The sequence below is a fragment of the Ornithinibacillus sp. 4-3 genome (assembly GCF_040958695.1).
In the GTDB taxonomy this organism is placed as follows: domain Bacteria; phylum Bacillota; class Bacilli; order Bacillales; family Amphibacillaceae; genus CALAMD01.
Genome location: NZ_CP162599.1, coordinates 2,576,394 through 2,597,886 on the forward strand (window position 1 = coordinate 2,576,394; position 21,493 = coordinate 2,597,886).

Consider the following 21,493-nt stretch of genomic DNA (forward strand, 5'->3'; position numbering starts at 1 on the left):
ACTCCTTCTTCATTTTTTAATACAATACCTTTGCATACCCTATTTCATTAAAATCATATTCAAAAAAAGCTTGTACCATAGGATGTACTTTCCCTTAATAACAGGCTCTTCCCTTTCCGAACAATAATTGAAATATAATAATTTTTAACACATAAGGAAAAATTTGAGCTATTTATATCTTAATTTATTTCATCATTTAAGTGCAACATAATGTCTTTAATAATTATATTTTTAAGCAAAATAATCTGTAGATAATTATCATTATTGATTTAATAAGCAAGTTTTTTCTATATTTTTGTAAAATTTCTTTGCGAAAATTGTATATATCAAGTCGTATTTATGAAAAAAATGTAAATATAATGTAAATTTTATCGTAAATACCTTATATGTGCTATACAAAAAGTTATAGAATGGAATTACATATTTTTTAAATCACACGGTAATATGACTCTCTTTTTGTCTATCTAGTGTGGGACTACATAATTTTTAATAAAAAAATACTTATATCACAGATGAAAGGGTTGAACTACTGGAATATGAATGTACAAGAGATGATTTTCCAGTTCCTTGGGGGCTTAGGATTATTTTTATTCGCGATTAAATACATGGGAGATGGTTTACAAAAAGCGGCAGGTGACCGTCTTCGTGACACGTTAGACCGATTTACTACAAACCCATTAATGGGAGTTCTTGTCGGGATTATCGTAACCTGTCTTATCCAATCAAGCTCTGGAACAACAGTAATTACAGTTGGTTTAGTTAGTGCTGGATTAATGACATTACGTCAAGCTATTGGTGTAATTATGGGTGCTAACATTGGTACAACTATTACTGCTTTTATTATTGGGATCGATGTAGGTGCATATGCATATCCTATTTTAGCTTTAGGAGCTATCTGTTTATTCTTCTTTAAGAAAAACAAAGTGCAGAACGTTGGGCAAATCTTATTTGGTTTTGGTGGTTTATTTATTGGTTTAGAATTAATGAGTGGTGGAATGAAGCCACTTCGCGATTGGCAACCATTTATTGATTTAACTGTTCAAATGTCAGATTTACCAATTCTAGGTGTTATTGTTGGAACTGTCTTTACATTAATTGTCCAATCATCTAGTGCAACTGTAGGTATTTTACAAGGACTATATGCAGAAGGTCTTATTCCATTGCATGGAGCATTGCCAGTATTATTTGGAGATAATATTGGTACAACCATTACTGCAATTCTAGCTGCCTTAGGTGCTTCTATTGCTGCAAGACGTGCGGCAGCTGTACATGTCTTATTTAATGTTCTTGGTACAATTATATTTATGATTTTCCTAAGTCTATTTACTAATTATGTAGAGTGGATTGCTGGAGTTTTAAATTTAGATGCTAAAATGCAAATCGCGTTTGCACACGGGAGCTTCAATGTTGTAAATACCCTGATTCAATTACCACTAGTCGGTGTCTGGGCTTATATTGTAACGAAATTAATTCCAGGTGAGGATTCAAGAATTGAGTATAAACCGATGTATTTAGATAGAAACTTGATCGCAAAATCCCCTTCTGTGGCACTAGGACAAGCCAAAATGGAAATTCTCCGAATGGGTGAATATAGTGTTCAAGGACTTGAAAATACATTGACCATTTTGAAGACAAAAGACTCTAAATTGATGGAAAAAGTTTATCAAATAGAAGAAGCAATTAATAATTTAGACCGAAAATCAACGGAATACCTGGTAGAACTTTCGAAACAACCTCTATCAGGACATGACTCTCATATTCATCATGCTTTATTTGAAAACATTCGTGATATCGAGCGGATTGGTGACCATGTAGAGAATATTATTGAATTACTACAATTCAGAGAAAGCAACCGTGTTCGTTTAAGTGATGATGCGAAACAAGAATTAGAAGAAATGTTTATTTTAACATTAGATACAGTGAAAAAATCTCTTGAATGCTTAGACACGCTTGATCCAGAATTAGCAAAAGAAGTAATTGCAAAAGAGGATAAAATCGATAGTATGGAAAGAACCTTACGTAAAAGACATATTATTCGTTTAAACGAAGGTACTTGTACTGGTGATGCTGGTGTTGTCTTTGCAGATATTGTGAGTAATCTAGAAAGAATCGGAGATCATGCTTCTAACATTGCTGAATCCATTGAAGACGTATAAAAAAACTCTAAAAAAGCGGCATGGATTATAATCCATGCCGCTTTTTTTATACTTTACTTCCTCTGTCCCATACAACTAACGAGTCCTTAGATGAAATGTGGGCTAAAGAAATATAAGTATTCGTTTAGAGTGAGTATTTACAAATGAACCTATCTTACATCTAAGCTTAACTTATAAGGTAAAATTCTTGGAACTATACAACATTATGTACTATAGTGTACGTATTTTGATACATTTGAAATGCAGGGAAAATTATGAGAACGCTGAATCAAACTTTGATAGAAGTATTGCTTTTTATGTATTATATCCGTGGTGAATTTCGTTGAAAGTCTATTGAAGTTTAAATATTTATAATTTCAAAATTTCTGCCATAGCTACTACTGTAGCAGAATGGCCTTTTTCTATCTCTTTTTCAAGATGTTTCAATACAATGCTTTGAGCTTTAGAAATATTTCCTATTTTCTCAAGGCGCAATTCTAACAATTTCTTATCGACTTCATATGCATTTAAGTTTTCCATTTGTCCCTCCTGTTGTTTACGATATGTAAACTGTTAATCAAAAAAAATAGACTCACTCGCACCTGACGCATCCGCAAAAGCAACAATATCCTCCCAGTAGAGCTTTGTTTCTCCCTTTAACTTTCTTAAAACTGTCATGTATTTATAATCATATCCTTTATTATTAAGCATCATTGTTAATACTTTAACATCCATGCCTTTCTCTGCTAAATAGGCCATAAACTTCGGGAATTTAGGTTGTTCTATATCTCCTTTCATTTATTATCACCCTTTCGTTTATTTGTTACCTATTAATCTATCATAATGTTTACATTTTGTAAACCATAATACAAGAAATTATAATGAATATATATGTGTGTTATGTTCAGTTTACATTTATAGTAACTACATATATAATTAAAATAGAAGAAGAGGTGACAAAATGACAACTTTCGGTGATAGAATTAGAAGCCTTGCTAATGTGGTAGGAAAAGAAGAGCAGCTGATTGCCAAAGAGTTAGGTTTAACAAAATCACAATTAAGTCATTACATTAACGGCAGAAGGAAAGTTCCAAGCGAATTACTTCAAAAAATTGTAGAAGTATATAAAATAAATCCACAATATTTATTTGATGAAAATGCCCCACTCTATGTGGAAAAGGAAGTAGAAACATTTCAATATAATTTCTTCCCAACCGCAATATCAGCTGGGCTACCATTTGACGTGGAAGCACTAACTAAAACAGAAAAAATAAATATACCAAATAATCTGATGGGAAAATGGGCAGGAAATCAAGATATCTTTTTTACTAAAATCTATGGGGATAGCATGAATAATGTTATTCCAGATGGCTCGTTAATCGCTATTAAGCCAACACCACTTGAAAGATTAAAAGATGGTGAAATTGTCGTATTTAATAATAGTCATGATTATAGTGTCAAACAAATCTATCGACAAGAAGATAAGCTTATTTTTAAACCAAATAGTAAAAACAATGTACATCATGATCAAATCTTCAATATCAACGATAATATTACAATCAATGGCAAAGTTGTGTTATATATTGTTGAGATGGATTGATTAGTCGAGAGGGTATAACTCCTCTCTTTTTTTATTTATTGCTTATTTAAGTATGTGAAAGCTCTTAAATATTACATATTTTCATTTAAATTTGTCCAGGCACTTGAATTAATGAGGAAACAAGGAAGGCATTCTAACTTAAAACACTCCTTCTATCTTTTTTCTTTTTCCTATTTTTATAAGCCAACAACGCTGTTTTTAATGAAGAGTAAGTCCCTACAGCAGCTGCTCCATAAAATGCTCCCATAAAGATACCAGCCCATAAATCATTTCTATGACTAATAAAAATGGAAATTATAAAACCTATAACACTTGCGATAGTTGGGAAATATTGACGTGGGATAGGGAATAATTTAAAACCCTGTGTTAGTAACACTACGACAGGTACAGCAATAACACCATCCCAGAAGTTTGTATGAATAGTTGGGAAGTCCATGTGCATTGATTCCTTTCACTAAATATTAGAACTAATGTTTCACAATAATCATTGTCTCTTGATCCACTTCATGAGCGGATGCATCTAAAGTTTTTTCAAGTGTTGAACTAATTATTTGTAAGTTTTCCTTTTGTTTGGCTACAAAAATTGGTACTCCTCCGCCTGCAAAATTCTCACGATTGGTCGTAATAATAGCAAGAATTTGGGTCGTTTGTCCTTCTTCCATGTTCAATTCTCCTTCTTATTTTTGCCCTTATCTGCTTCACTTGGTAAACGCATAGCGCTATCCAAAATAGGTACATGTTCTAGTACCTTTTGTATTTGTTGAAAGTCTTTTTCCTTCGGTAGAAAAAATAAGGCAACTCTTCCGTCTGCCATATCCCGTTTGGAAAGTGGAACTAGGTCCGGTTCCCCAGAGTCTAAGTATGCACCTAATACGTTAGCTATATGATGTAGCATAGCCTGCCGCTGACCTAGATTAGACAAGGTAATAACACTATCTTCATCTTTAGGTGTAACAATAGCTCCCATTGCTTTTTCCATAATAATCTTCTTACTTTCCACTAATCCTACATTCTTTATATGTATGTCATTAACATAAAGATTAGGACCTTCAAAGCGAATATCTCCTTCTGATATGTTGGCAATTTGAGTTAACAATAATCCTTTCATTTTGGCTTTAATAAGGAAAGTTATTCCGATTCCAATAACAACTCCTAGCCAAATATTATAAATACATATTAATGTCGTTAGTAGTGCAACAAACATAACAATATAACTTCGTCCTTCGAATGCCTGGGCCATTCCTTCTATAAAGGCTTCTCCACGCTTTACTAGTTCCTTTCTATCTACTTTTTCAAGTGTCTCGCGTTCCATTTTCCGTATTTCTCGAAATTGTGTAGCTGCTAGACCTAAAAATGTAACAGCAGTCCAATCCGATTCTAGAACAGAAGGAACTGCAACCGAACCAATAAATGCAGCAATGAATCCTGATGAAATATGAATGATTCTTCCAGTAGGATATGTAGGATATTGCCTAAAATCCGTTCGCAATAAAATGAGTCTTGCCACTAAGCCCACCAGTGTACCGACTACTACTGGTATTAAATATTGATCCATCATTATCTCTCCTCAATCATGCTGACTGTTTTTTATCTATCAGATGCTTCATCTGCAAAATGTTAGTCCTAAAATAATTATGGACAATTAACTTTGATTTCATTCGTTTGATGATGCTTTTTCACACACATAGATCTGTAATTTGAAATATTGAATAACGGAAGGGCTTGGTTTATTTTGATTTACACCATTTCTATAGGTCTGAGTAGTAATGAAAATTCCTTAATTTCCTTTTTCATGCGTTTAAGTTCTAGTCCTATTTATAACCTATCCAATATCAATTTTGATGCCCACAAAAAAACAGGAAGGTGCACCTTCCTGTTTTTTTCATAACTTATTCAGCATAATTTCTCTTTCCTTTTTATCGATAAAAGAATAATATCCAATATTATATTCTTAGATTTTTGCTATTAATCTACTTCCGATTTAAAATATAAATAGCTCCCCCAAATCCTAACACACACCATATCATTAAGTTAATATAGTTTCCTATCGTTGCATCAAAGGTAGACGTAGCAAGTGATGCACGCATCACTTCCGCCATAGAATAGATTGGCAATACCCCGTGAAGTGTCTGGAGCCATTCTGGTAGCCGCTCCATTGGGAAATTTACTGGTGAAAACATGAGTGCGCCAAATACAATAATTTGCGAAATGCTCAGTGAGGCAGTTGGGGACAACAGATAGGAAAATCCGTATCCAACACCGATGGAAGTTAATGCAATCATAAGCAAAGCTGGAACTATTGTCCAGGAAATATCATATCCGGGACTGAACATAAGGTGAGCAACAATAGAGGAAATGATAATACCCGGCACAGTAATGATTAACCATATGGTTGTATCGGCACCAAGAATGACGGAACGATTCACTGGCCAGGTACGCATATACTCCATATATCCATCTGTCTTTGCAGTTCCAATCTGCTGCGGTAGAATCACCAGCCCTGTAAATATTAAAATAATTGTCGGGGCTCCTGTTGCTAAAAATAGAATCGTTTCCGTGTCCGGATTTGGTATGAGATAGGTAAAGCCAATAACGATTCCTATAGATATTAATATTTGTATCAAAGCCATAAAAATGAAAAAACCAGCGTTTCTAAGAAACTGTATCTGAAAAACATACTTATAATGACTGACTATATTCATTATGAAACCGCCCCCTTTTTTGAAGTTAATTCAATATAAGCATCCTCAATGGTAGTTGGGGACAAAGAATAGTCTATAACAAGCCCTTTATCCGTCCCATGCTTTGCCCAATCGACTGCAGACGGTACGTTCGCTGGATCCATAGAGAAAATCAGACGGGAGCCGTTTTGATGGGAAGAAAGTACCCAGCTGGGAACATCAATATGTTTAAATTCCTTTTCCAGGCTAATTTCCATTCGCATACGGTCACCTACTAAACTTTTTACTTCCTTTGGATCTCCTTGTGTCAGGATTTTCCCTTTATCCATAATCGCCACTCGGTCCACTGCTTTTTCTGCTTCTAGAACATTGTGGGTCACTAAAATAACAGCATTCCCATTCTTTGCCAGGTCACGTATCACTTGCCATAGATAACGTCTGCGAACTGGATCAACATCATTGGTAGGTTCATCAAGAATGACCAGTTCACCTGGGGCAATAACTGCCATACAAAAGGTTGTTAGCCTTCTTGCGCCACCTGAAAGCTTTTCACCTTCTGTATTTGCCCAATCACCCATATCCAATGCCTCAAAAAGTTCCTCAACCCGCCTCGGATTGAATTTTTTCCCTGCCCGCATTTTCCCCATCAGTGTTACTGCCTGTTTCGGTGTTAGCATGCCCAATGGTACCTGGGATTGCGGCTGCATGGAACAAATGGATCTGGCACGCTCGGCTGAAGCAGTTACTGATTCACCCAACAGGTGAATGTCACCACTGTCTGGTGTTAATAGCCCTAATATTTGATTAACCAACGTCGTTTTACCTGCCCCATTTTGTCCGAGAAGACCAAATATCTCTCCTTCTTTGATCGTAAATGTGAGATTATCATTAGCAATTTTTTTAGATTTTCCCTTACCACGAAAAGCCTTAGTTACACCCTTAACATCAAGAATCATTTCTCCAGTCCCCCTTTGCCATATAAACACTTTCAATGAAATGGATAACTTCTTTATTTATTGGGTAAAAGGCAATTCCTTCTTTAAAATTTCGCAGTGCCTCTCCCATATTTTCCAGCAATTCTTCATCATTTCCAAACATTTTATTTGCTTGATTTTCAAAGTTTTCTACCAATTTCTGTGCCTTTTTTGAAGCTGGATCAATGTCCAGGTTATTTTTGATCTCGCTGATGACCTTCATCCAATCCCTAATGTCTTCCTCACTCATATTTTTTACATTCATATCCATTATTTTTTTCATTTCATCATTATTAAGATAATCTTTATATTGCTTCAGGGCATCTTCAGGATCTTGCTGATACAATTGAATGATGCTAAAAATAATCTGCCAATTAATACCTCCCTCCATTTCAATGGAATACGAGACACCAAGCAGTGCTTGTTCCAGTGTTTGTAAACGCTCCTGTTCCCGTTTCACCAATTCTAGCTGCTGCTTGATTGATTCCTGCCAAGTCAACATTGAATTTTCTAGAATAGATTTAATCTGCTCCAGTGAAAATCCCATATATTTTAAAGCCAAAACACGTTCCAGCCGCAAGATGTCATCCTCACTATATAAGCGATGTCCTCCCTCTGTTTTTGATGAAGGCTTAATCAAACCAATTTCATCATAATAATCTAAGGTCCTCACGGTAACTCCCGTATTCTTTGACAGCTTTCCAATCGTGTACATTGCATCACCCTACCTTTGTTAACAATAGTATAAAACAACACGTAACGTGCGGTTCAAGAGGAAAATGAAAAAAGTTTTAAAAAGCGGTATTCGTGTAGAGGCGATTCCAGAATTACTTGTGAAACCAAAAGCAATTGGCAGTTAATGTATACGCAAAAAAGGCTCCCCCTAAGGCAAAACAGATTTTTATTTTTTAATCTGCCTACCTTAAGTGGAGCATGTCAATTTATCAGATTGCCTATTGTAGTTTAAACATTAATTTGTTTGTCGTTTTTTTCTTTCAATTTACAAAATTATTGTTGCTAAACCAATAAACAGTACTCCTACCAATAACATATTGTAATGATTAGTTGATGTACTTAATAAAACTTCAGCCTCTTTTATATCTTGATTTTTTTCATCTTCAATAATGGTTCCATTATCATCATCATTTCCATCTTCAATAATGACATGACTATCGTCACCATTTTCATCCTCATCCGCTGGGGTCTCCGGTGCTGGCGGATCCTCTTTATCTTTTGGTTTTTCCTGCTGGTCAATTTCGGAAAACACACCATAATTAGAAAAGTGTGATACAGTTAAACTGATTTCATTCGTTTCTGAATTCATTTCACCTTTTTTACTTTTCCATTTATTTGTAGCTTCATTAAAATAATAGATGTCTGCTTTTTCAGTGGAATCGTTATCATACCCCATTAGCCTCTTTAACAACATAGACAGAAAGGTTGAACACGGATTATCGTTAAATTAAAATAGAGGTGTTGAGAAAATAGAGCTATTGTTAATACTTGTTGTCTAGGATGGAAACAGGAAAAGAATGTTTAGTGAAACATATTAGATTTAGATGAAAAATATAGAGGATTGATAAAAAATAGCTTTCAAAGAGTTCGCAAAAACTAATTAAAACAGAAAAACAACAGATATCATCACGATGCTCGAGAACACTAAAAATCTTTTTGAGCAAGCCGGTGCATTTCCGTTAGAAAAGTAAAGCATTAAAAAGAAGGGGAATTCCTAATGAAATACATTTTATTAAGTGCATCAAGCGTAATCATACTTGTCTTAATGGTTGCTTCCATATTCTATTATCAAAATCAATTTCCAGCTTCGCAATGGCCACAGTCGGATGAAATGCGTGATAATCAAAAATCACCCCATATAGATGAACAGACCCAGCCCCAAGAACTTCAAGCTACCAATCCAGATGAGCAAATCTCCTATACATTACAAAATGATGAGTTGAATATTACTTTTAATCAAGGGAAGGACTGGACGACAGTTCCAGTTGGGATAGAGCAATTGTTTAGTGGGGAATACAATGGGAACAAGCAGAATCTGATTGAAAATAGCTATATCCTTACAGAAAATCGTGCTGCTTTCTTATATTCTGAGGGAAATAACTGGGATAATCAAAGGATTTTGTTACTTCACTCAACAGATCAAGGAGAAACATGGGAGGAACAATTAGTTACGGAACCCTTCGTTGCCATGCGTTTTAGAAAAGTAGAATTTCTCAATGAAAATTTTGGATACATCATTATTTCTGGTGGTCGTACAATGTCACAGGAATCTTCACACGTCTTTCTAACACATAATGGTGGAATGAGTTGGGAGGAAACCACCAATTCTGGAGTAACAAGATTAATCTCTAATGGTGGCTTTGTAGATGAAGCAATAGGATTTTTATCCTTTGGCACGATAAATCCAGAGGAACCAGATCTTTATGTGACACTAGATGGTGGTAATACTTGGAATAAAGCAACCATGCATATTCCAACTGAATATAATCTAATTTTTGTACAGGCTGAAACTCCTGTAAAAGAGCAAGACCATTTGTCCGTATTGGTGAATCAAGGTCCTAATGGAGATTATAAAGGCGGAAAAGTAAAAGGAAAGTTTATTTCAACTGATCATGGGGAAACGTGGGAATTTCAAATGGAGGTAAAGCCGAATGATTAAACATAGGAATAATTTACTGAATGTAGTTGGCTGGATTCTATTTGTTATTTCTGTTGTCATATTCTCTTTTCAGATGGGATATTTATTCATCTCTGCAAAGTATCAAGTGGAGTACATTGATAATCGGTTATTTTACATCATCAATATCTTATGTATTTTATTTCTAACCCCAGTAATTCTGCTTCTAGTCACGAAAAAGATAAAAGTGCTTAGTATCAGTATAGTGGTTATGTTTATTACGGCTAATGTATTCATGCTTGTTTCCAGTAATCAAATAGTCAAAAACATTACAAGTATATCGCCTAATTGGAAGCATGTTTTATCTATTAAAGAAAATGTAGAGAACGGTGAGGCCATGTATTATCGGAACTACTACAGCATTCTAGCTCGTGCAAAGGAAAGATTACCTTTTGAAACAACAGGGGAATTCCATGTGAAATGGTTAGCGAATGATATTGCTGCCGTTACATACAAAACAAAAGAAAATACCATTCAACAATTTATTGGTACTTATGGTGAACGTGGTAGCGGCGGATCTTATTATTATGTAGCAGCTGAGATACATGGTCACTGGCAAGGTGAAAATATTGATGTAATCAGCGATACAGAAGGTATTACTGTGATTAAAGATGGTAAAACGGAGTTGTTTGAATGGAATGATATTCAACAATTTGGCACACTTGCAGTCGTCTTAAAGAAAAATAACGAAGCTGTTTGGACGGTATCCCTAAATGAAAACTTTGAAATTCATTCTGACGCATCTAAAGCAACTGTAGGAAATATCAGCATTTATGAAGCAACATTGGAAAAAAACGAGCCAATTATACTGCACTATAGTAGTTCTAACTAGCACCTACCGTATTAGCTATTTAACACGAATTGTATTTAATTGAATAAACTCCATGAGAAAAAGAACTATTTTTATACGGGCAATGACAATGCTATTGGATTGGAGAATAATAGAACGAATAATTGAGAAAAGGGTGCGCTTAAGAAGCCATCCTTTTTAATTTTTAAAAAAAATTATTCTAAAACTATCATTGCACCTTATTCCCACTAATTTTCATGGTAACAAAACCTCCCACTTCTCACAGCATCTTTGCGCACACATTCCTTCGTTCCATCTATCCATGAAGTGGGGGTCGACGGTGCTTTCTAATATAACCGAAGCGTTCATATTCGTCTAAAAACTGCTTATGTGTGAGGTTATCCAATTGTCTAAGATCCGAAAAACCTCTCATCCTAGGTATTCGCACACACATTATTCGCTCCAGCATAAAATATAAAACCTGGCACCCGTTAAAGTTTTTATGAAAGCGTTCATAAATTTACTCATGCTCTGAAATACCCGTCTTTAATGGGAGTCTTAACTTATATATATGCAGTTGAAACATGTTTGGAGGAGGTGAATCATGGCATTGAATCAAAAGAAACCAAAAAATCGAAAGACATGGCATATTTATGAAATCACTGGCTTCTCTCTCGTCATCATATCTCTTTTACTGCTTTTCATAGCCCCAAATCAACTTTCAGAGCTATTAGATACTGTTATCAGCGAAGTCAAACCTATTGTGATTGATACGTTTTTAACAAGTGAGGTTGGTGTTGCGATCATTGTCAGTGTCATCATTGGGCGAATGCTTGAGAGATTAGGATTTACAGATGGATTAATCCGAATACTTGTTCCAATTATGGGATGGTTTAAAATCAATCCAGCCGTCATTATTCCCAGCGTTTATAATATCCTTGGTGATATTAATGCAGCCGGAAAAATTGCTGCACCAATCCTTGTAAAAGCAAAAGCAACAAAATCAGAGCAAAAAATCGCTATCGCAACAATGATCCAATCCCCTCAATCTTTCGCAACGTTTGTGCTAGGACTTATCGCACTGGCTGTATTTGAGATCAATTCTTTCCCACTTGTTATCTTATCTATTTTCGCTCCGCTTATTATCGTGCCATTTATCCTATCTCGTACCATTTACCAAGATACGAAAAAAGTAGAATTAACGGAATTACCACGTTTCACACCAAAGACAAGATTTCTAAATACGTTATTCGGTTCCGCCAAAGAAGGGGTTAGCCTTCTCCTATTAACAATTATTCCTGCGGTTGCTGTTGTGTTTGCATTTATCGGTATTTTAAATTTCTTAGATGTATGGACCGCTATTGAATCCAGTTTAAGTTCATTTCTTACATTGCTTAGCATTGAACCTGGCACAGGAATTGTATCTATTCTAGCTGCCCCGACACTCGCAGTCGCACAGTTAGCTGACTTAGCAACAACTATTGACCCACGATTTGTAGTCGGTTCATTCGTAATAGCCAATTCTGGATTACCACTATCCGTTATTCTAGGGCAAATTCCTGTGACATGGGCAGAATCATCAAGCTTAAATGAACGCCAAGTATTAGAAGCAGCAATCCTTGGAATGATCATCCGACTTGCAACTGCATGTCTACTTGGCTATTTCTTGACACCATTTTTGCTAGGATAAATCTCTTATAAATAATGATTCAATCATTCTATAGTGAATTTATCATTACTATAAAAACGCATATGCACAAATATCCTTTGTGCACATGCGAAACGAAAGGCATGGAATTTATAATGAATAATCATTATGTCATTCGAGGAAAAAAACTTGTCACGGTTAGTCAAACTGGAACAATTGAAAACGGAGCGCTTGTTGTTCAAAATGGAAAGATTTCTGATGTTGGTAAATGGCAAGATATGAAGAGAAATTACGCACATCTCCCCATCCTTGATTATCGTGATTTTGTTATTACGCCAAGCCTTGTCGATTGCCATACTCATTTGCTGGAATTTGCACCTACATCTCTTTATCCCGTTACTAGGGAGACTCATTTTATGGCTGCAAAGGGAATATTATTTCAGGCACTTGTTTCAGGAATCACTGCTCTTGGAGAGCAAATTTGCGGTCATCCAAATTTAGATTTCTCTATTGATGATTACCGAGAAATGGTTCGTGACCTTCCGATTGATATTTCTTTTGCAGGAACAAATATTTCAATCGGCTTTGAAGAATTAACACACTTTACTTCGATTACAAAATCACGTCCTGTTGCACGCGAGGAATTATTAGATCCTCGCATTATCATAAATATGGCCAAACAAAGTGATTATCCAGGAGAGCATATTTTCATTAACGCAACCCCAGCAAATTTCACTCCTAATCAAGTACCGCGTGCGGGAGAATTGGTTTATTCACTAGATGAAATAAAACAATTTGTTACAGTTTTTCATCATTATCACAAACAAATTGGAGCTCATGTTGGTGGAGAAATGGAAATTAAGCTAGCAATAGATGCTGGAATTGATGTCTTACATCATGCACATGGAATTTCAGATGAATTGATTTCGGAAGCATTCAAAAAAGGAGTAAAAATAATTGCCACTCCACTAGGCGGAACACATCTTAAACCAAATTCGCCAGAGGATATTTTAAAATTAGTAAAGCATAATGTTCATGTTTCCATTGGAACTGATTCTTATTTACCTCCACATGAAGAAGCCAAGTGGTTACCATTCGAGAATCAAACATTAAGAGGGCCAGAAGCTTTCATGCTTTTAGCCCAGCCAGCGATGCAATTTTTAAAAAAACATGGCTACAATGAAAATGAAATCCTTGCACTTATAACACGAAATCCAGCTGAAATTTTACAAAAGGGCAACCGCTTTGGGTCACTTGCTCCTGGTATGGAGGCTCATTTCTTAGTTGCAGAAGGAATTCCAGGTCTTGAGATAACTGATATAAATGCAATCAAACAGGTTTACTTTAATGGCAATAAGGTAATTGATCGACTTATGTCATGAAAAGTAAAAAAAGCGAACAGCTTAATCCGCTGTTCATTTTTTATTCGTCTGGATATGATCTCCCTTACGCTTGTCCCTTATCTTCTTAACAATTATAAATATAATCGGCCCATATTTAATCAGTCTACGAATTAATTTTCCCATTGTAATCCTCCAATTGGTTTAAGTAATCCTGGTTTCTATATATCAACCTTATAGCTATCTTATCCCCAAAATCATGCGTTTGTATTCTGCAGTTTTAACGCTAAACAAGTAAGGCGGACAGTCTTGACTGTCCGCCTTACTTGTTTAATTATTTATCTAATGTGTCCTTATCAAATAGTCCATGATTCTCCTACCAATTCTCGAAATAGATTGCTGTCCGGCACTTAAAGCTATGTCTAGCAACTTCTCATTTCCCCCTAATTTTTGTATTATCAAGTTTTAATATAGATGACAAGCAACATAGTGGTTAGCCTTTATTTTTTGTAATTCTGGTATTGCTTGCTTACATATATCCATAGCCGCTGGACATCTCGTATGAAATACACAACCCGGCGGAGGATTTGCTGGACTCGGCAGATCCCCTTTTAAAATAATTCTTTCTTTTTTTACCTCACCTTTCTTTCTTACAGTTGGGACTGCTGAAAGTAAAGATTGTGTATAAGGATGTAGAGGTTCCAGGAAAAGTGTTTTCTTTTCAGCAACCTCCATAAATTTTCCAAGGTACATTACACCAACTCGGTCAGATATATGGCGTACGACACTTAAATCATGAGAAATAAATATATAAGAAAGGTTAAATTCATCTTGGATATCTTCTAACAAATTAATAATTTGCGACTGGATAGAAACATCTAAAGCAGAAACAGCCTCATCAGCTATCATTAATTCAGGGTCAAGTGCTAATGCTCGTGCAATTCCAATCCTTTGTCGTTGTCCTCCTGAAAACTCATGTGGATAGCGATTAGTAAATGCTGAATTTAAACCTACAACCTCAAGTAATTCTTTTACTCTTGTTAGTCGTTGTTTATTGTTCTTATAAATTCGATGCTCTTTTAATGGCTCCATTAAAGTTCCCCCAAGGGTTTTCCTCGGATTTAGCGAGGCATATGGATCCTGAAAGATCATTTGCATATCCTTACGAATGGAGTTTCTTAGTTCTCTTTCATTTAGGCTAGTAATATCTTTTCCATTGAAAATGATTTCTCCATCTGTGGGCTTATATAGACGAATAATGGAGCGACCTGCAGTAGATTTACCACAACCTGATTCACCAACAATTCCAAATGTTTCTCCTTTTTTAATTTCAAAATTTAAGCCATCTACTGCTTTGATGTGACCAACTGTTCTTTGTAGTACACCAGCTTTAATAGGAAAATGCATTTTTAAATTACTTACTTTTAAAATAACGTCTTGATCTACTGCTTGTGTTTCAGCACCATGATCCTCTTTCATAGTAATATCCATTCTTAACTTTCTCCTTTCTGGTTCTCATACAAAAAACAACGCACTAAACGATGTTCTGTAGGCGCTTTTAATTCTGGCTTTTCTTCAAAACAACGATCAAAAGCCTTGCTACAACGTGGTGCAAAACGACACCCTTTAGGTAAAGCACCTGGTAAAGGTACTGTTCCTTCAATAGCATGTAATCGAGTGATTTCGCCAGTTAATGTTGGAACAGAATTAATAAGCCCTTCTGTATATGGATGATATGGAGCATCAAACAGATCATCTACTAGAGCTTCCTCAACGACTTCCCCTGCATACATTACGATTACTCTCTCTGCCATTTCCGACACAACACCGAGGTCATGAGTAATTAGCAAAATGGAAGTCTCATATTTTTTAGTTAAATCTTTTAATAACTCCATAATTTGGGCTTGAATCGTAACATCTAAGGCTGTTGTTGGTTCATCTGCGATAAGAAGCTTTGGATTACAACTCATGGCAATTGCGATCATCACCCTTTGTCTCATCCCTCCAGATAATCTATGAGGATAATCAGAAAGAACCTCTTTTGCCCGTGGAAATCCTACCATTTCTAGTAATTGCACCGCTTTTTTTGCAGCTTCTTTACGTGTAAGCATTTGGTGATATGTAATAACTTCAATAATTTGCTCTCCTATTGTTAGAACTGGATTTAGAGAAGTCATCGGTTCTTGAAAGATCATCGATATTTCTTTTCCACGAATTTTACACATTTCATTTTCGGTCAACTGCGTTAAATCTATGTCTCCCATTTTTATTGAGCCATCTACAATTCTCCCACCTGGTTGAGGAACTAATCGCATAATCGATAATGCGGACAAGCTTTTTCCACATCCTGATTCCCCAACAACCGCAACCGTTTCCCCCTTGTTTATATGAAAATCGACACCATTTACTGCTGGTATGACCCTTTTGTTTTGAAAAAAATGGGTTTTTAGATTTTCTACTTTTAATAACGGTTCCATAGGTATACACCCCTTTTTTATCATCATAAGTATATTTATTAATCAGCTTTTAACACGCTCATAAACTACCTGTCCACCACTAATTATCTTATAAATACATGACTTAATGTCACTCCAACTTACTTAGGTGATGTGGAAGTATCTTATCTTAATTGAAATAGGTGAGGTGTCTTTTTCCTGGAAGAAGTATGTCATTATCTCCAATCAGACTTTTTATGCAGACTTTCTAGAAGACCATCCATCGCTTTATGCTATGAGAATTTAAAATTCATTTGCAAGTAAGCTACTAATTTCTTATACATCAAGGAGAAGAAGAGCGTCTTTTAGATCTATATGTCCTTTACATTTAAGATATTCATTTGTCACATGGAGGACTTATTGTTTATGAACACCAAGATAAGTTAGATTTTCGCTTTTGGTACGTGGTCCGTGCCACTTTTAAATTTGAAATGCTTCACAAAAAAAATGTTGAGCATTTTTATCTTACAAATATGTAAGGTAACTGTAAGAGAAATCAATTTCTACAGGAGAACTTCTTTCTTAAAATAAAGATAATAAAGAAGGAAAAAGGAGTGTCGTGCTATGAAGAAATTAGTGAAATTATTAATTGGATTACTAATTATTTTAGCTATCATGTTTATATTCATTCAAAAGGCTACAGCCGGAATCATTCCATTATCAGACTGGGTATTGCAGCATCCAGTAGAAACCTACTATGTAGAAACAACAGAAGATAATTATGAAAAACTATGGACTGGAAAATATCGCTATGCTTTTTTAGGATATAACGGAGAAGGAGAAGAACAAGAAATTATTAAAGTAATGGATAGAAAGCTACGTCCAAATGCCTTTCTGAGAATTGACGCATCGGGCAGCTATGGAAAAGGCTGGGTAGAAATTACAGAAGAAGATATTCCAGAAAAAGCTTTAATGCATTTAAAGTGAAATAAAAAGTTTGTCATTTAGAATGTAATGATAAAATTCTATTTCGTATTGTATTTTTTACAATAACTCCTAAATATGATCTTTATTTTCGATGCTCTGTCACTATGTTTTATTGAGCGGTTTCTTTAATAATTGAAAGGTTAAGATCATAAATATATTTAGCGAGAAAATACTTTTTTGGAGTTGCTTATGAAAAAAATATATATTTTATCTTTTCTTATATTCTCTTTACTGCTTACTGGTTGTCTTGAAAATAATAATCCAGCAAAATCATTAACCTTAAAACAAGCAATAAACCTAGCTAATTCAGAAGCTTTAATTTGGCATCAAGAAGCGAGATTACTAGACGCAACTAGTGTTGATAATGATAAAAAAATCGCTGGAAGTAATGGGAAACGCAGGTATTGGAACATCACTTTTGGTGTACCGAATACGAGAGACATATTTTAGTAAACATTCATGACGGTAAAATCAATGAACGATTGGAAATACCCAATGAAGGAGATGAGGATCGTCCATACAGCTATTTTATTAATGATTTGTCAAAAATTAAATATGACTCTCCTGAACTACTGAAGAAAGCAAAAAAAAATAACAAATTTATACCCAGGAGATATATTTGCAAAGGGATACAACTTAGGAATCACAAAACATCCTGAAGAAGGCCTTATCTTAATTAAAATTATTGGTTGGGATAAAGAAAGAAAAAATATCATATATGTATTTTTTGACGGAGAAACGGGGGAATTCTATCTTGAATTTTTAGATGAGCAATATCAATAAAAAAACGTTGGTAAATTTCCATCTTAGGACCTGCCAGCAGGATGCCAAAATTTCATTCACCAACGTCAAGTTAAGTTGTTTGTACCATGTATTTAAAGAACAAAATCATTTCTTTGCTAAAGGAAAGCTAATAACAACTTTAAACATATCGCCATCTATATCTACTTTAAATCTGCCTCCACTAACATGTGTAAAACTTTCTGCAATGGATAGGCCGAGACCACTTCCGTCTGCTGTTCTCGCTTTATCCCCCCTGTTAAATCTCTGAAGTATTTCCTCTGCAGTAAAATCTATTTCATATGACGAAGTATTTTTTATTGTTACTATTCCTCTACCGTTCTTTTCTTCTACTTCAATAAATATCCTAGTTCCTTTTAATGCATATTTAAATGCATTATCAAGCACATTTTGAATGACTCTATAAAGCTTATTCCCATCTGAAACTATTTCTATAGGACCATCTGGAAGTTGCATTTTTATTTGATGTCCGAGGTCTTCTATATTATCTACCATATCCCCTAATGTTTGTTCAACCAATGTTCTCATATCGATGGTTTCTAAATTTAGGTTAATATCCCCACTATTACTCTTCGCTAAATCAAATAAATCCGAAACGATATTCTTTAATCTATCCGATTTTTCATCTAGGACTTTAACATAATCTCTTGCAGCCTCTGAAAGATCCGTTTCCTTAGATAATAAATCTACATAGCTTATGATTGAAGTTAAAGGAGTCTTCAAATCATGGGAAACATTGGTTATTAATTCGATTTTCATTCTTTCTGATTTCATCTGTTCCTCTAAACTTTCATTAAAGCCTTTGTTGATTTCATCATATGTCTTATTGTTATATTTCACATACCAATAGATAAGCACTAGCTCAAGCATTGGTGGGAATATAACTAAAGGGGTATAGATTAACATAGCAGTTAGTAATACTAAAATAAAGCTAGCTATAATGAAAGCTAATTGCCTTTGATGCAAATTCTTAGTTAGTGGAGTTTTTGCATATCTTCTACCATCAAAGAAACTTTTTGCAAAATCTATGATCTTATTACATATTCTAAAGAACAGAAAGTCCTTTATAAACCTTCTATCCTTGATTTTCCTTACCAGTGCTAATAATCCTACCCCAGACAATAAAGTGCTTATTACAGTTACTGTTCCAATTAAATATAAATAAGACGTTTGAAGTGAGGGTGTTCGAAGCACATTAGCATAATAGTAATAGTTCTCTATCACATATATAAAACTAACTATAATTGGTAAAATAAATAGTGCTAATAAAATTTCACTGTATAAATGATCTAACCAATTCGTTTGTAACGCTTCTTTATTTGGTTTTCTACCTGCAACAGCGATTAAATAAATAATGAGTATTAATGCTATGATAATATATATTGCAAACTCTTTTGCCTGAACATCTAGTGTATGATGAAGATCATTCCACTCTTCTTGCTTTGCGTTCATATATGCATCTGCAAAAGCAATATATATGGTTACATCTTCACTAAACCAATATTCATTAAACCAATATGGGAAATTTTCATAAGCATTCCCATTATATTTAACTGTACCCTGATCATATTCATAGAAATAATTACTGTAGTTTTCAAAATCCTCTGGACTAGAATTCTCTCTGTTCGTTAAGGTTTCCTTACCATCCGTTAGATAATAAATATAATTCACATCATCTATTGATGTCTCTTCGTTATTTTTAAAATTTGAATATACCTCAGTAAAAGCATTATCCAACTCATTCATAAATGTATTGCTTTCTCCATATGTTTCGATTATTAATGGCTCTATATTATACCTATCCCAATCTACATTGTGTAGTTGTATGATAGCCATCGAAATCATTATAGCCGTTATAAAAAATGCTACAGATTTTGTTATTGTATTTCGGCTAAAATTTTTCAATTTTATACCCAATCCCCCACACCACCTTTAAATATTTAGGTTCTTTAGGATTTATTTCGATTTTTTCGCGGATACGTCTTATATGGACCATTACCGTATTTTCAACGGAATAAGCAGGTTCTTCCCATACCTTTTCATAGATTTGTTCAGCTGAAAAAACCACCCCAGCATTAGTCAACAAAAGATCCAATATCTTATATTCAGTAGGAGTTAATCGAGTAGGAACACCATCTACTAATAATTGTTTAGACTCTTTATTCAGACTCAATCCTCCAACTGTAAGCTGGGCATTATGAGTGACATTACCAACATCTCCTAATGTGATGTATCTTCGCAAATGACTTTTCACTCTAGCAATTAGTTCATCTGGGTTAAATGGCTTCGTTACATAATCATCTGCTCCCATGGATAACCCTAATATTTTATCACTGTCTTCTGACTTTGCAGATAAAATAATAATGGGTATATTCTTTTGCTCTCTAATTTTTAAGGTAGTAGAAAGTCCATCAAGTTTCGGCATCATAACGTCTAAAAGTATGAGTTGAATATTATTTTGTACTAATGCATCTAGCGCTTCTAAGCCATTATAAGCCTTAATCACCTCATATCCTTCCATGGATAGTAACTTGTCTAACGCATTTGCTATCTCCTTATCATCGTCTACCACCAATATTTTCGTATCCACTGCAACGTACCTCCTATAACCTATATCTAGATTAACGATTGAATCTTTCAATCATATGTATATAAATCTTACAAATTTCTTAATGTATTCCATTCATTATACCTGAAAAACCCATGTATCAGATGTGTACTAATATTCCAATCAAAAAAGATCGAAATGAAAATCAAGAAAAAAAAGCCTGCACTAGCAAGCTTTTAACAAGTTATTTTTCTTTTTCAATTCCGTCAGATGTTTCTATACCAGAAAGCCTATGCAGTTCATGTATAAGCTTATCTTGAAAATCCTTTTTATCAATTCTAAATAAAAAAGTGCCAAAAACCTTATTTACAAGGATTTTGACACTGTTTAATTCCATCATATGGAGACGGCGGGAATCGAACCCGCGTCCAAAAGTATCGCCACTCAGGCTTCTACACGTGTAGTTGGTATATTATGGTTCGCTTACTTCCTGAGCCTACCAACAGGCTTGAAAGTAGCTAGTCTGATTGGTTTCAACGATTACTCCTCAGACGGTGGAGAACCGTATAGTCCGCTATAAGTTGAGACCCTTCTATCTATTACACGGACGATAATAGGAAGGATCCTTTAGCTAAGCTTATGCAGCTGCTAAAGAGTAATTGTTTTCTTTGCCAATTATAGGCTTGTAACGTTTTACGAGCCGTAACCTCGACGCGCCACCTGAGCTCAAACTACCCCTGTCGAATCCGTAACGTCCCCGTAAAGAGAAACGCTCGAGTAATAGAGCATTATCTAACTAGACAACTGCCTAGCGAAGTTCATTATAGCATAAATAGCTATAAAAATAAAGATACCTAAATCG

General features: G+C 34.8%; 21 protein-coding genes and 1 other RNA gene. 8 read left to right on the forward strand and 14 right to left on the reverse strand.

Annotated elements, in window-relative coordinates; translation table 11 throughout:
* Positions 1 to 551 precede the first annotated feature (551 nt).
* Positions 552 to 2,156 (forward strand): Na/Pi cotransporter family protein, encoded by a 1,605-nt coding sequence (locus AB4Y30_RS12640; RefSeq protein WP_368655223.1) that lies wholly within the window; start codon positions 552 to 554, stop codon positions 2,154 to 2,156.
* A 348-nt stretch (positions 2,157 to 2,504) separates the two neighbouring features.
* Here AB4Y30_RS12640 and AB4Y30_RS12645 read toward each other — a convergent pair whose 3' ends face one another.
* Complete coding sequence (locus tag AB4Y30_RS12645; protein ID WP_368652595.1) at positions 2,505 to 2,675, reverse strand: hypothetical protein; 171 nt, start codon at positions 2,673 to 2,675, stop codon at positions 2,505 to 2,507.
* Positions 2,676 to 2,708: 33 nt separating this feature from the next.
* On the reverse strand, positions 2,709 to 2,933 hold the full coding sequence (locus AB4Y30_RS12650; protein ID WP_368652596.1) for a hypothetical protein: 225 nt from the start codon (positions 2,931 to 2,933) through the stop codon (positions 2,709 to 2,711).
* A gap of 163 nt (positions 2,934 to 3,096) precedes the next feature.
* On the opposite strand from AB4Y30_RS12650, the gene AB4Y30_RS12655 reads away from it, so the two are divergent.
* Positions 3,097 to 3,735 (forward strand): S24 family peptidase, encoded by a 639-nt coding sequence (locus AB4Y30_RS12655; protein ID WP_368652597.1) that lies wholly within the window; start codon positions 3,097 to 3,099, stop codon positions 3,733 to 3,735.
* Positions 3,736 to 3,868: 133 nt separating this feature from the next.
* Here the strand turns inward: AB4Y30_RS12655 and AB4Y30_RS12660 are convergent, their stop codons facing one another.
* The 7 genes from AB4Y30_RS12660 to AB4Y30_RS12690 form a co-directional block, all read right to left on the reverse strand.
* The gene (locus AB4Y30_RS12660) at positions 3,869 to 4,171 is read right to left on the reverse strand and encodes a hypothetical protein (RefSeq protein WP_368652598.1); all 303 of its coding nucleotides are present in this window, start codon (positions 4,169 to 4,171) and stop codon (positions 3,869 to 3,871) included.
* Positions 4,172 to 4,202: 31 nt separating this feature from the next.
* On the reverse strand, positions 4,203 to 4,397 hold the full coding sequence (locus AB4Y30_RS12665; RefSeq protein ID WP_368652599.1) for a hypothetical protein: 195 nt from the start codon (positions 4,395 to 4,397) through the stop codon (positions 4,203 to 4,205).
* A gap of 2 nt (positions 4,398 to 4,399) precedes the next feature.
* The gene (locus tag AB4Y30_RS12670; RefSeq protein ID WP_368652600.1) at positions 4,400 to 5,290 is read right to left on the reverse strand and encodes a YIEGIA family protein; all 891 of its coding nucleotides are present in this window, start codon (positions 5,288 to 5,290) and stop codon (positions 4,400 to 4,402) included.
* A 415-nt stretch (positions 5,291 to 5,705) separates the two neighbouring features.
* The gene (locus tag AB4Y30_RS12675) at positions 5,706 to 6,437 is read right to left on the reverse strand and encodes an ABC transporter permease (RefSeq protein ID WP_368652601.1); all 732 of its coding nucleotides are present in this window, start codon (positions 6,435 to 6,437) and stop codon (positions 5,706 to 5,708) included.
* Positions 6,437 to 7,372, reverse strand: a complete 936-nt coding sequence (locus AB4Y30_RS12680; protein ID WP_368652602.1) for an ABC transporter ATP-binding protein — start codon at positions 7,370 to 7,372, stop codon at positions 6,437 to 6,439. The genes AB4Y30_RS12675 and AB4Y30_RS12680 overlap by 1 nt, the downstream gene beginning before the upstream one ends.
* Positions 7,362 to 8,105, reverse strand: a complete 744-nt coding sequence (locus AB4Y30_RS12685) for a MerR family transcriptional regulator (protein ID WP_368652603.1) — start codon at positions 8,103 to 8,105, stop codon at positions 7,362 to 7,364. The genes AB4Y30_RS12680 and AB4Y30_RS12685 overlap by 11 nt, the downstream gene beginning before the upstream one ends.
* Positions 8,106 to 8,390: 285 nt before the next feature.
* Complete coding sequence (locus AB4Y30_RS12690; RefSeq protein WP_368652604.1) at positions 8,391 to 8,801, reverse strand: hypothetical protein; 411 nt, start codon at positions 8,799 to 8,801, stop codon at positions 8,391 to 8,393.
* A 321-nt stretch (positions 8,802 to 9,122) separates the two neighbouring features.
* Here AB4Y30_RS12690 and AB4Y30_RS12695 point away from each other — a divergent pair, with 321 nt between their 5' ends.
* The 4 genes from AB4Y30_RS12695 to AB4Y30_RS12710 all read left to right on the forward strand — a co-directional run bounded on the left by AB4Y30_RS12695 (position 9,123) and on the right by AB4Y30_RS12710 (position 13,902).
* Entirely contained in the window at positions 9,123 to 10,064 is a 942-nt protein-coding gene (locus AB4Y30_RS12695; RefSeq protein WP_368652605.1) for a WD40/YVTN/BNR-like repeat-containing protein, read from the forward strand.
* Positions 10,057 to 10,914 (forward strand): hypothetical protein, encoded by an 858-nt coding sequence (locus AB4Y30_RS12700; protein WP_368652606.1) that lies wholly within the window; start codon positions 10,057 to 10,059, stop codon positions 10,912 to 10,914. Before AB4Y30_RS12695 ends, AB4Y30_RS12700 begins: the two co-directional genes overlap by 8 nt.
* A 562-nt stretch (positions 10,915 to 11,476) precedes the next feature.
* The gene (locus AB4Y30_RS12705) at positions 11,477 to 12,562 is read left to right on the forward strand and encodes a hypothetical protein (protein WP_368652607.1); all 1,086 of its coding nucleotides are present in this window, start codon (positions 11,477 to 11,479) and stop codon (positions 12,560 to 12,562) included.
* 113 nt (positions 12,563 to 12,675) lie between these two features.
* Entirely contained in the window at positions 12,676 to 13,902 is a 1,227-nt protein-coding gene (locus AB4Y30_RS12710; protein WP_368652608.1) for an amidohydrolase family protein, read from the forward strand.
* Between the two features lie 423 nt (positions 13,903 to 14,325).
* Here AB4Y30_RS12710 and AB4Y30_RS12715 read toward each other — a convergent pair whose 3' ends face one another.
* Positions 14,326 to 15,351 (reverse strand): ABC transporter ATP-binding protein, encoded by a 1,026-nt coding sequence (locus AB4Y30_RS12715; RefSeq protein WP_368652609.1) that lies wholly within the window; start codon positions 15,349 to 15,351, stop codon positions 14,326 to 14,328.
* A gap of 2 nt (positions 15,352 to 15,353) precedes the next feature.
* The gene (locus tag AB4Y30_RS12720) at positions 15,354 to 16,337 is read right to left on the reverse strand and encodes an ABC transporter ATP-binding protein (RefSeq protein ID WP_368652610.1); all 984 of its coding nucleotides are present in this window, start codon (positions 16,335 to 16,337) and stop codon (positions 15,354 to 15,356) included.
* 582 nt (positions 16,338 to 16,919) lie between these two features.
* Here AB4Y30_RS12720 and AB4Y30_RS12725 point away from each other — a divergent pair.
* On the forward strand, positions 16,920 to 17,282 hold the full coding sequence (locus tag AB4Y30_RS12725; RefSeq protein WP_368652611.1) for a YxeA family protein: 363 nt from the start codon (positions 16,920 to 16,922) through the stop codon (positions 17,280 to 17,282).
* A 189-nt stretch (positions 17,283 to 17,471) separates the two neighbouring features.
* Positions 17,472 to 17,732, forward strand: a complete 261-nt coding sequence (locus AB4Y30_RS12730) for a hypothetical protein (RefSeq protein ID WP_368652612.1) — start codon at positions 17,472 to 17,474, stop codon at positions 17,730 to 17,732.
* Positions 17,733 to 18,170: 438 nt separating this feature from the next.
* Here the strand turns inward: AB4Y30_RS12730 and AB4Y30_RS12735 are convergent, their stop codons facing one another.
* The 3 genes from AB4Y30_RS12735 to ssrA form a co-directional block, all read right to left on the reverse strand.
* Positions 18,171 to 20,000, reverse strand: coding sequence for a sensor histidine kinase (locus tag AB4Y30_RS12735; protein ID WP_368652613.1), 1,830 nt, complete (start codon positions 19,998 to 20,000; stop codon positions 18,171 to 18,173).
* Positions 19,975 to 20,673, reverse strand: coding sequence for a response regulator transcription factor (locus AB4Y30_RS12740; RefSeq protein WP_368652614.1), 699 nt, complete (start codon positions 20,671 to 20,673; stop codon positions 19,975 to 19,977). Before AB4Y30_RS12740 ends, AB4Y30_RS12735 begins: the two co-directional genes overlap by 26 nt.
* 356 nt (positions 20,674 to 21,029) lie before the next feature.
* Positions 21,030 to 21,390, reverse strand: a transfer-messenger RNA (tmRNA) gene (gene ssrA / locus AB4Y30_RS12745).
* Positions 21,391 to 21,493: the final 103 nt, after the last annotated feature.

What these genes read in the sequence shown, in the direction of transcription:
- AB4Y30_RS12695 (WP_368652605.1), top strand. Translation starts at nt 9,123, where the DNA reads ATGAAATACATTTTATTAAGTGCATCAAGCGTAATCATACTTGTCTTA.
- AB4Y30_RS12710 (WP_368652608.1), top strand. Translation starts at nt 12,676, where the DNA reads ATGAATAATCATTATGTCATTCGAGGAAAAAAACTTGTCACGGTTAGT.
- AB4Y30_RS12645 (WP_368652595.1), bottom strand. Translation starts at nt 2,675, where the DNA reads ATGGAAAACTTAAATGCATATGAAGTCGATAAGAAATTGTTAGAATTG.
- AB4Y30_RS12685 (WP_368652603.1), bottom strand. Translation starts at nt 8,105, where the DNA reads ATGTACACGATTGGAAAGCTGTCAAAGAATACGGGAGTTACCGTGAGG.
- AB4Y30_RS12680 (WP_368652602.1), bottom strand. Translation starts at nt 7,372, where the DNA reads ATGATTCTTGATGTTAAGGGTGTAACTAAGGCTTTTCGTGGTAAGGGA.
- AB4Y30_RS12675 (WP_368652601.1), bottom strand. Translation starts at nt 6,437, where the DNA reads ATGAATATAGTCAGTCATTATAAGTATGTTTTTCAGATACAGTTTCTT.
- AB4Y30_RS12665 (WP_368652599.1), bottom strand. Translation starts at nt 4,397, where the DNA reads ATGGAAGAAGGACAAACGACCCAAATTCTTGCTATTATTACGACCAAT.
- AB4Y30_RS12700 (WP_368652606.1), top strand. Translation starts at nt 10,057, where the DNA reads ATGATTAAACATAGGAATAATTTACTGAATGTAGTTGGCTGGATTCTA.
- AB4Y30_RS12730 (WP_368652612.1), top strand. Translation starts at nt 17,472, where the DNA reads ATGAAAAAAATATATATTTTATCTTTTCTTATATTCTCTTTACTGCTT.
- AB4Y30_RS12670 (WP_368652600.1), bottom strand. Translation starts at nt 5,290, where the DNA reads ATGGATCAATATTTAATACCAGTAGTAGTCGGTACACTGGTGGGCTTA.
- AB4Y30_RS12690 (WP_368652604.1), bottom strand. Translation starts at nt 8,801, where the DNA reads ATGGGGTATGATAACGATTCCACTGAAAAAGCAGACATCTATTATTTT.
- AB4Y30_RS12655 (WP_368652597.1), top strand. Translation starts at nt 3,097, where the DNA reads ATGACAACTTTCGGTGATAGAATTAGAAGCCTTGCTAATGTGGTAGGA.
- AB4Y30_RS12640 (WP_368655223.1), top strand. Translation starts at nt 552, where the DNA reads ATGATTTTCCAGTTCCTTGGGGGCTTAGGATTATTTTTATTCGCGATT.
- AB4Y30_RS12720 (WP_368652610.1), bottom strand. Translation starts at nt 16,337, where the DNA reads ATGGAACCGTTATTAAAAGTAGAAAATCTAAAAACCCATTTTTTTCAA.
- AB4Y30_RS12705 (WP_368652607.1), top strand. Translation starts at nt 11,477, where the DNA reads ATGGCATTGAATCAAAAGAAACCAAAAAATCGAAAGACATGGCATATT.
- AB4Y30_RS12650 (WP_368652596.1), bottom strand. Translation starts at nt 2,933, where the DNA reads ATGAAAGGAGATATAGAACAACCTAAATTCCCGAAGTTTATGGCCTAT.
- AB4Y30_RS12715 (WP_368652609.1), bottom strand. Translation starts at nt 15,351, where the DNA reads ATGGATATTACTATGAAAGAGGATCATGGTGCTGAAACACAAGCAGTA.
- AB4Y30_RS12660 (WP_368652598.1), bottom strand. Translation starts at nt 4,171, where the DNA reads ATGGACTTCCCAACTATTCATACAAACTTCTGGGATGGTGTTATTGCT.
- AB4Y30_RS12725 (WP_368652611.1), top strand. Translation starts at nt 16,920, where the DNA reads ATGAAGAAATTAGTGAAATTATTAATTGGATTACTAATTATTTTAGCT.